Consider the following 9,021-nt stretch of genomic DNA (forward strand, 5'->3'; position numbering starts at 1 on the left):
TTGCGACCGCCGGAGCCGCCATTGCCCTGGGGCTGCCAGGGGTTGCGCGGGCCGGAGCCGCCTGCGTTGGAACCGCCGCCATTGCCGCCATCGCCGCCGCCCGAACCGGAATCGCCCGAGCCGCCCGAACCTCCCGATCCGCTGCCCCAGGGGCTGTTATTGGCCATCGTCAATATGCGGGGGAACCACCCGGTCAGTCTTGTCATAGGACCTTTATAGGTTGTGCCTTCGCAAAAAACAGGGGTTTCATGCGCTTGTATTGTGCGTTGGCACGCATTTCGTCTAGGCGGGGCGGAGCGCCAGCGGGCAGGGCATGCCCGGCGGGCGCACCGTTTCATGCGCGAGGGACCGATGGCAGAGCTGAACGAGATCGAAGCCGTGGCGGCAGCCGCCAGCGAAGGCCGCGCCAGCGCGGTGAAGCTGCGCGAGGGCGGCGTGGTGTCGCTGGTGCTCGACGTCGCCGGGCTCGAGCCGCTGGCGCGCGACAAGCTGGAGATCGCGGTCAAGGGCGCACTGCTCAAGATCGAGGGTGTGACCAAGGTGCAGGTCGCGATGACCGCCGAGCGCCGCCCGCCCCGGCTGATCGTCGTGGGAAGCGGCAAGGGCGGCGTGGGCAAATCGACCTTTTCGGCCAATCTCGCGGTCGCGCTGCACCGCGCCGGGCGCAAGGTCGGGCTGGTCGATGCCGATATCTACGGTCCGTCGCAACCGCGCCTGTTCGATTGCGAGGACACAAAGCCCACCGCGCGCGATCAGAAGCTGGTGCCGGTGCCCAATGATTATGGCGTTCCGATCCTGTCGATGGGGCATCTGGTGCAGCCGGGCCAGGCGATCGCGTGGCGCGGACCGATGGCAGGCAATGCCCTGGGCCAGCTGATCGACGCGCATTGGGGCGACATCACCGACATCATCGTCGACCTTCCGCCGGGCACCGGCGACGTGCAGCTCTCGATGCTGCAGAAACACAAGCCCGCCGGCGCGGTGATCGTTTCTACCCCGCAGGACCTGGCGCTGATGGACGCCGTGCGCGCGATCAGCCTGTTCGAGCAGGGCAATGTCCCGATCATCGGGCTGATCGAGAACATGGCGGGCTATGTCTGCCCGCATTGCGGCGAGCTGTCCGATCCGTTCGGCATCGGCGGCGCGGAAGCGGCGGCGCAGTCGATGAGCCTGCCGTTCCTCGGTCGCGTCCCGCTCGACATGACCATTCGCCGGGCTTCGGATGCCGGCGTCCCCCCGGCGTCGGGCGAGGGGCTGATCGCCGATGCATTCGGCAGCATCGCCCAGCGCATCTCGACCTGGATCGACAACCGTTTCGGTACGGCGGGCTGAGCGCACATGGCGATGATCACGCGGCGCGGGCTGCTGATCACGGCGGCGGCAGGGGCGGGGCTGACCGTCGCCTGGGCGCTGTGGCCGCGCCGCTACGACGACCCGCCCGGCTTTGCAGAGGGCGCGGCCGCGTTCGGCGCGTTCCTGCGCATCGCCACCAACGGCACGGTGATCGTCGCCAATCCGCATTGCGAAATGGGCCAGGGCGTGGGCACCGTGCTCGCGCAGATCGTGGCGGAAGAGCTCGGCGCGGACTGGCGCACCATCGCGCTCGAGCCCGCACCGCCCGCGCCGGTCTTTGCCAACAACCGGCTGGCGAGCGAATGGGTGCCGCTGCTGATGCCGGCAGGCTGGACGCTGCAGCCCGACGAGAACGACATTCTGATCAAGCGCTGGGCGGCGATGCGCGATTTCGTCGTGACCGCGGGCGATACCGAAGTGACCGCGTACGAGCCGGGCTATCGCGCCGCAGCGGCGACCGCGCGCGTTATGCTGTGCCAGGCGGCGGCGGACCGCTGGGGCGCTGCGGTCGAGGAAACCGATACGCGCGACGGGTTCGTCGTCTGGGGCAACGAGAAGCTGCGCTTTGCCGAGCTGGCCGAGGAAGCGGTGGGCTATCCCGTGCCCAGCCCGGCCCCGCTGCGCACCACGCTGCCCGGCAATGTCCGCGCCGAACCGATCGGCGATGCGCCACCCTTCGCGCGGCTCGACCTGCCCGCCAAGGTCGATGGCAGCGCCACCTTCGCGGGCGACGTGCGCCTGCCCGACATGGTCTATGCCGCGATCCGCCAGGGGCCGGTCGGTGCGGTACGGCTGGAAAGCGTCAGCCGCCAGCCGGCGGACGGCGTCACCGGGCTGATCGACGTGGTCCAGGGCGAGGACTGGGTGGCCGCAGTCGCGACCAGCTGGTGGGGGGCGGACAAGGCGGTGCGGCTTTTGCGCCCGCGTTTTGCGCATATCGGCGGCAGGCTGTCGGGCGATCAGATCGCCGAACGTCTCGACAAGGCGCTCGACGGGCCGGACAAGGGCGGACGCACCGGCTATCGCATGTTCGCGCGCGGCGAGGAGGACTCAGGCTTTGCCTCCGCCAAGGGGCTGGCCGCGCGCTACAGTATCGCCGCCGCGCCGCATGCCACGCTCGAGACTGGCGCGGTCACCGCGCGCTTTGCCGGCAACCGGCTCGAACTCTGGGTCGCCAGCCAGACGCCGCAGGTCGCGCGCCGCCGCGCCGCCGCCACGCTCGGCATTCCGGTCGCCAATGTGCAGATCTATCCGATGCCCGCGGGCGGATCGTTCGACCGCAGGCTCGACGACGATCTGGTGGCGCCTGCGGCCATCCTCGCCCGCGATCTGCGCCGCCCGGTGCAGCTGATGCGCTCGCGCCTGGAGGAATCCGCGCGCGACCCGGTGCGCACGCCAGCCGCCGCGCGCGTTGCTGCGCTCACCGACACCGAGGCGAATATCCGCGCGCTCTCGGTCAAGATCGCCTGCCCGCCCAGCGCGCGCGAATTCGCGCAACGGCTGTTCGACGACGCGCATCCGACGGACGCGATCGAGACGACCAGCGGCGAGGCCGACCGCATGGCGGTGGCAGGCGCGATGGTGCCCTATGACATCCCGCATCTTGCGATCGACCATTATCCGGTGCGCATCGACGTGCCGACCGGGCGCTGGCGCGGCAACGCGGCGAGCTATGGCGTGTTCGTCACCGAAACCTTTATCGACGAGCTGGCCGCACGCGGACGGCGCGAGCCGCTGTCCTACCGCGTCCAGATGCTGGGCCAGAATATCCGGCTCGCCAATTGCCTGACGCGCGTCGCGGGGCTGGGCGAATGGGATGGCGGCATGGACAATAGCGGCCAGGGCGTCGCCTGCTGTTCGTGGAACGGCGCGCATATCGCGGTGATCGCCAGCGCCTCGCGCGCCAGCGATGGCGCCGATGGTGGCACCGGACGCGGCGGCTTCCGGGTCGAACGGCTGTCCGCCGTGGTCGATGCCGGACGAATCATCAATCACGACATAGCCTTGCAACAGATCGAGGGCGGCATGATATTCGGCCTTGCGATGGCGATGGGGTGCGCCACCGGCTGGACCGATGGCTATCCCGATGCCAGAGCGCTCAATGACCTTTCCCTGCCGCTGCTCGCGGACATTCCGGAGATCCGTGTGGACCTTATCGAAAGCCAGGAGCCGCCTGCGGGGCTGGGCGAGATCGGCGTGCCTGCCGTCGCGCCAGCCATTGCCAATGCCCTGGCCTCGGCGACGGGCCTGCGCCTGCGCCAGCTGCCGTTGCTGTCAGGTGGCCTGTGAGCGATAGCGAAATTTCCCGGTCGGGCATGGCGCCGCCGCCCGAGCATCCGCCGATCCTGAGGCCCAGGGTCGGCGTGCTGCTGATCAATCTCGGCACGCCCGCTGCTCCCACGACCAAGGCGGTGCGCGATTATCTTGGCGAGTTTCTCTCGGACAAGCGCGTGGTCGAAATCCCGGCAATCGTCTGGCAGCCGCTGCTGCGCAGCGTCATCCTCAACACCCGGCCGCAGAAATCCGCCGCCGCCTATGCCGAGGTGTGGACCGATCACGGATCGCCGCTGATGGTCTATTCGCGCCGCCAGACCGAGGCGCTGCAGCAGCGGCTGGGCGAAGGCGTGCTGGTCGATCTCGCGATGCGTTACGGCCAGCCCTCGATCGAATCGCGGATCAAGGCGATGAAGGATGCCGGGTGCGACCGCATCCTGCTCGCCCCGCTCTATCCGCAATATTCGGGCGCGACCACGGGCACCGCCAATGACAAGGCGTTCGAGGTGCTGCAGGCGATGCGCTGGCAGCCCGCGATCCGCACGCTGCCGGCCTATCACGACGATCCCGCGCATATCGATGCCTTGAAGCGCAATATCGAGCATGCCATCGCCTCGCTCGATTTCGAGCCCGAAGAGATCGTCACCAGCTTCCACGGCATGCCGCTGCGCACGCTGCATCTGGGCGATCCCTATCACTGCCAGTGCCGCAAGACCGCGCGCCTGCTGAGCGAGGCGATGGGGCGCAACCTGATCGTCTCGTTCCAGTCGCGCTTCGGCCGCGCCAAATGGCTCGAGCCCGCGACCGACGCGACGCTCGAGGCGCTCGGCAAGAAGGGCGTCAAGCGCATCGCCATCGTCGCGCCGGGCTTTTCGGTCGATTGCCTCGAGACGCTCGAGGAACTGGCGATCCAGGGCCGCGAGCAGTTCGAGCATGCGGGCGGCGAGAAATTTGCCTACCTGCCGTGTCTGAATGCGAGCGCGGAAGGCATGGACATGCTCGAGACGATCGTGCGGCGCGAGCTCGCGGGCTGGGTTTGATCCGGACTGGGCGCGCGCTTCCCTGCCCCCATGCCCGCTTAGCCTGAGCGGAGGTGGTTACAGTTTACACACCCTCACCCTCGACTTGCCCCCATCGGCGCGGCATACCGGCAGCAGCACGATCAGCAGGGGAATGGCATGTCGGACATCTTTCTAGGCCTGGGCGGAGGCGAGCGACAGGTGCTCGTGCTCGGCCGCGCCAACCGGCACGGGATGATCGCGGGCGCGACCGGCACCGGCAAGACCGTGACCTTGCAAGGCATTGCCGAGAGCTTCTCCGCCGAGGGCGTTCCGGTGTTCGTCGCCGACGTGAAGGGCGATCTCGCCGGCATCGCGATGCCCGGATCGCCGACGCACAAGGCGCATGACAAGCTGGTCGCGCGCGCGGCCGAGATCGGCCTCGAAGGCTTTGCCTATTCGGACAATCCGGCGGTTTTCTGGGACCTCTATGGCGAGCAGGGCCACCCGATCCGCACCACGATCAGCGAGATGGGGCCGCTGCTGCTCGCGCGGCTGATGGGATTGAACGACACGCAGGAAGGCGTGCTCAACATCGCCTTCCGCTTTGCCGACGAACAGGGGCTGCTGCTGCTCGACCTCGCCGATCTGCAATCGGTGCTCGCCTATACCGCCGAGAATGCCGCCGAGCTGTCGGCGCGTTTCGGCAATGTCACCAAGGCGAGCGTCGGCACCATCCAGCGCCAGCTGCTCCAGCTCGAAAGCCAGGGCGCGGCGCAGTTCTTCGGCGAGCCCGCGCTCGAGATCGACGATTTCCTGCGCTGCGACGACCAGGGCCGGGGCTATATCAACGTGCTCGCCGCCGACAAGCTGATGCAGAGTCCCAAGCTCTACGCCACCTTCCTGCTCTGGCTCTTGTCCGAACTGTTCGAGACGCTTCCGGAAGTGGGCGATCCCGACAAGCCCAGGCTCGTCTTCTTCTTCGACGAGGCGCATCTGCTGTTCGATGACGTGCCGGAGGCGCTGGAGGAGAAGATCGAACAGGTCGTGCGGCTGATCCGCTCCAAGGGCGTCGGCGTCTATTTCGTCACGCAGAACCCGATCGACATTCCAGAGAAGGTCGCGGGCCAGCTCGGCAACCGCGTCCAGCACGCGCTGCGCGCCTTCACCCCGCGCGACCAGAAGGCGATTCGCGCGGCGGCGGATACCTTCCGCATCAACCCCGATCTCGATGTCGCCACCGCGATCACCGAGCTCAAGGTGGGCGAGGCGCTGGTCTCGACGCTTCTCGAGGACGGATCGCCCTCGATCACCCAGCGCACCCTGATCCGCCCGCCGCGCTCGCGCCTCGGGCCGCTGACACCCAAGGAGCGCGCGATCATCCAGTCGGTCTCGCCGCACGAGGGCAAGTACGACACGCGCGTGGAGCGCGAATCGGCGATGGAGGTGCTGGCGCAAAAGGCCGCCGACGCCGCTGCCGTGGCCGAGGAGGTCGAGGCGAAAGGCAAGGAAGAGGTGGCCAAGCAGCCGCGCAAGACGACATCGGTCTGGGCGAAGGCGGGCAATGCGGGCCCGGGTCTCGCAGGCCAGCGTCACCGCAGTCGGCTGGCCGCGTGCGACTTCGTGCGCGAAGGTGGGGCCAGAGAGCACGGCAAGCGGCCTGCCCGGCGCGGCGGCGCGCGCGGCATCGACCATCAGCTCGCCGCTCGCCTCCTCGATCCCCTTGCAGCACAGCACCAGATCGCCTTCGCCCTGCGGCAGTCCCGTCAGCACGCGGCGCATATGCTGCGCGGGCGTGACCACCAGCAGCAGCGGCAGATCGGCCAATTCGGCGAGATTGCCCGTCGCGCGGATAGCGGGACTCAAATCTATCCCGGACAGATACGGGGTGTTACGGTGCTGTGCGTTGATCTCTTCGACCACCGGCGGCTCGAACGCCCAGAGCCGCACCGCGCGGCCATCGCTCGCCAGCATCTGCGCCAGCGCGGTGCCCCAGGCCCCGCCACCGATCACGCCGACCGCCTGCTGGCTCATGCCTTCACCCCCGCGCCACGCGCCGCCTCGGCTTCGGGATCGAGCGGCCAGCGCGGGCGTGCGGCGATATCGAGCGGATCGGTGAGGCCGAGCGCGAACCGCTCCGCGCCCGCCCAGCCGATCATCGCGGCATTGTCGGTGCAGAGCCACAGCGGCGGAGCGACAAAGCCCATGCCGTGCCGCGCCGCGAGCGCCTCGAGCGCCGAGCGGATCGCGCCGTTCGCCGCGACCCCGCCCGCGACGACGAGGGTTTTGGGTTTTGGTTCGGAGGGACAGAACATACCCCCTCCGTTTGTCCCGAGCCCCTCGGCTGGCTGGCAAGCCAGCCGCTCGGGGTGAACTTCCCGGCCACGCCGGGAAGTCGAGGGACCTTGGCTCAACCCTTTACGATCCCGTCCCTCGACTTCAGCCAGAGGCTGAAGTTCATCCTGAGCGACGCCGACAGGCGGCGTCGAAGGGCTCGGGAACTCGGGAGAGGTACTCCCTGAGGATACGGAAAGCGCCCTTTCCAGCCGATCGACCAGACAATCCACGACCGCTGCCTGAAACCCCGCCGCAATATCCTCGGGCCGGTGTGCGCCGCTCTGCGCCGCGCGCAGCACCGCGCTCTTCAGGCCGGCGAACGAGAAATGCGGCTCGGCGCTGCCCAGCAGCGGGCGCGGCAACGGCACCGCCTTCGGGTCGCCCGTCTTCGCCAGCGCCTCGACGCGCGGCCCGCCGGGATAGCCGAGGCCCAGGATCTTCGCGGTCTTGTCGAACGCCTCGCCCGCCGCATCGTCGATCGTCGTCGCGAGCCTGCGATACTGGCCCACGCCATCGACGCGCAGGATCTGGCAATGCCCGCCCGAGACGAGCAGCAGCAGATAGGGGAATTCGAGGCTCGCGTCGGCGAGGCGCGGGGAGAGCGCATGACCCTCCAGATGGTTGACCGCGATCAGCGGCTTGCCCGCCGCCATCGCCAGTGCCTTGGCGGTGACCAGGCCCACCATCACCCCGCCGATCAGCCCTGGCCCCGCGGTCGCGGCAATCGCATCGACATCGTCGAGCGTCAGCCCCGCGTCCTTGAGCGCCGCCTCGATCAGCGGGGTCAGCACCTGCACATGCGCGCGCGCCGCGATCTCGGGCACCACGCCGCCATAGGGCTTGTGCGCCTCTTCCTGCCCCGCCAGCCGGTGCGCCAGCACGGTCCGGTCCGACCCGATCAGCGCTGCCGCGCTTTCGTCGCAGCTCGATTCGATGCCCAGGATGATTGCCATAAGGCTTCCCCTTATCGGCATACGCCGCTAGCACAAGAGCATGGCGGATGAGATGACGACGGGCCTGCCCGAGGGGATAGCGGACATTCTGGAGCAAAGGCCGATCCGGCTGGGCACGCGAGCCTCGCCGCTGGCGATGGCGCAGGCGCGGATGACCGCCGCCGCGCTCCGGGAACGCTGGGGCCTTTCCGAAGATCAGGTCGAGCTCTCGCCCGTGGTGGCGAGCGGTGACCGCATCACCGACCGCCCGCTCGCCGATGTCGGCGGCAAGGCCTTGTGGACGCGCGAGCTCGACTGGTCGCTGGGCGGCGGCGCGATCGACCTGTCGGTGCATTCGATGAAGGATGTCGAGACCGTCCGCCCCGATGCCTTTTACATCGCCGCGATGCTGCCGCGCGCCGATGTGCGCGACGTGCTGCTGGGCGCCACCAGCATCGAGGCGCTTCCCGAAGGCGCGCGCTTCGGCACCAGCTCGCCGCGCCGCGCCGCGCAGATCCGCAGCATTCGCCCCGATATCACCACCGTGTTGTTCCGCGGCAATGTCGCTACGCGCATCGGCAAGCTGCAGGCGGGCGAGGCCGATGCGACGCTGCTCGCCGCCGCCGGGCTCGACCGGCTGGGCGAGACGCTCGACGGGCTCGTCTCGGCGCGGCTCGACAGCGATACCTGGTTGCCCGCCCCCTCGCAGGGCGCGGTCGGCGTCGAGGTGCGCGCCGATGACGCGCCGATGCGCGCGCTGATCGCTGGCATCGACGATGCGCCCACCTCGATCTGCGTGCGCGCCGAACGCGCGCTGCTGTTCGCGCTGGGCGGCGATTGCCATTCGGCGGTGGCGGCGCTCGCGCGGATGGAAGGAGAGACCCTGCACCTGCGCGCGATGCTCTATTCGGAGGATGGCGCCGATCATGTTTCGGGCGAGGCGCGCTTTGCCCCCGGCGACGCGCAAGGCCCCGCAGGTCTCGCCGCCGAACTGCTCGGGCGCGCGCCCGAGACGATCACGCGGCTGTTCAAGGCTGGTTGATGGCGGGCCCGCGCATCATCGTGCTGCGTCCGCAACCCGGCGCGACCGCGACCGCGCAGGCGCTGCGCGGTCGCGGTCGCGCCGG

The 9,021-nt window shown here is 69.1% G+C and carries 5 protein-coding genes and 2 pseudogenes; 5 read left to right on the forward strand and 2 right to left on the reverse strand.

All coding sequences use genetic code 11. The features are described from left to right. The first annotated feature begins 351 nt into the window (after positions 1-351). From DM995_RS11975 to DM995_RS11990, 4 genes and pseudogenes are all read left to right on the forward strand, one after another. Entirely contained in the window at positions 352-1,332 is a 981-nt protein-coding gene (locus DM995_RS11975; RefSeq protein ID WP_116970442.1) for an Mrp/NBP35 family ATP-binding protein, read from the forward strand. A 6-nt stretch (positions 1,333-1,338) separates the two neighbouring features. Continuing rightward, positions 1,339-3,642 carry a xanthine dehydrogenase family protein molybdopterin-binding subunit gene (locus tag DM995_RS11980; protein WP_116969571.1) on the forward strand — a complete coding sequence of 768 codons (2,304 nt, stop codon included), beginning with the start codon at positions 1,339-1,341 and terminating at the stop codon, positions 3,640-3,642. A gap of 26 nt (positions 3,643-3,668) precedes the next feature. Further along, positions 3,669-4,667: a ferrochelatase gene (gene hemH, locus DM995_RS11985; protein WP_116969572.1), complete on the forward strand. Its 999-nt coding sequence runs from the start codon at positions 3,669-3,671 to the stop codon at positions 4,665-4,667. Between the two features lie 138 nt (positions 4,668-4,805). After that, positions 4,806-6,185 (forward strand): annotated as a pseudogene (locus tag DM995_RS11990) (helicase HerA-like domain-containing protein); the annotation flags it as partial. Here DM995_RS11990 and DM995_RS11995 read toward each other — a convergent pair. After that, a pseudogene (locus DM995_RS11995) lies at positions 6,183-6,659 on the reverse strand (NAD(P)H-dependent glycerol-3-phosphate dehydrogenase); the annotation flags it as partial. The pseudogenes DM995_RS11990 and DM995_RS11995 sit on opposite strands and share 3 nt — an antisense overlap. Next, positions 6,656-7,915 carry a tRNA (adenosine(37)-N6)-threonylcarbamoyltransferase complex transferase subunit TsaD gene (gene tsaD / locus DM995_RS22330; protein ID WP_232824349.1) on the reverse strand — a complete coding sequence of 420 codons (1,260 nt, stop codon included), beginning with the start codon at positions 7,913-7,915 and terminating at the stop codon, positions 6,656-6,658. The gene tsaD and the pseudogene DM995_RS11995, both read right to left, overlap by 4 nt. 40 nt (positions 7,916-7,955) lie before the next feature. On the opposite strand from tsaD, the gene hemC reads away from it, so the two are divergent. Continuing rightward, positions 7,956-8,936: a hydroxymethylbilane synthase gene (gene hemC / locus DM995_RS12010; protein ID WP_116969573.1), complete on the forward strand. Its 981-nt coding sequence runs from the start codon at positions 7,956-7,958 to the stop codon at positions 8,934-8,936. Positions 8,937-9,021 lie beyond the last annotated feature (85 nt).

This window comes from Blastomonas sp. UPD001 (genome assembly GCF_003426715.1).
In the GTDB taxonomy this organism is placed as follows: Bacteria; Pseudomonadota; Alphaproteobacteria; order Sphingomonadales; family Sphingomonadaceae; genus Blastomonas.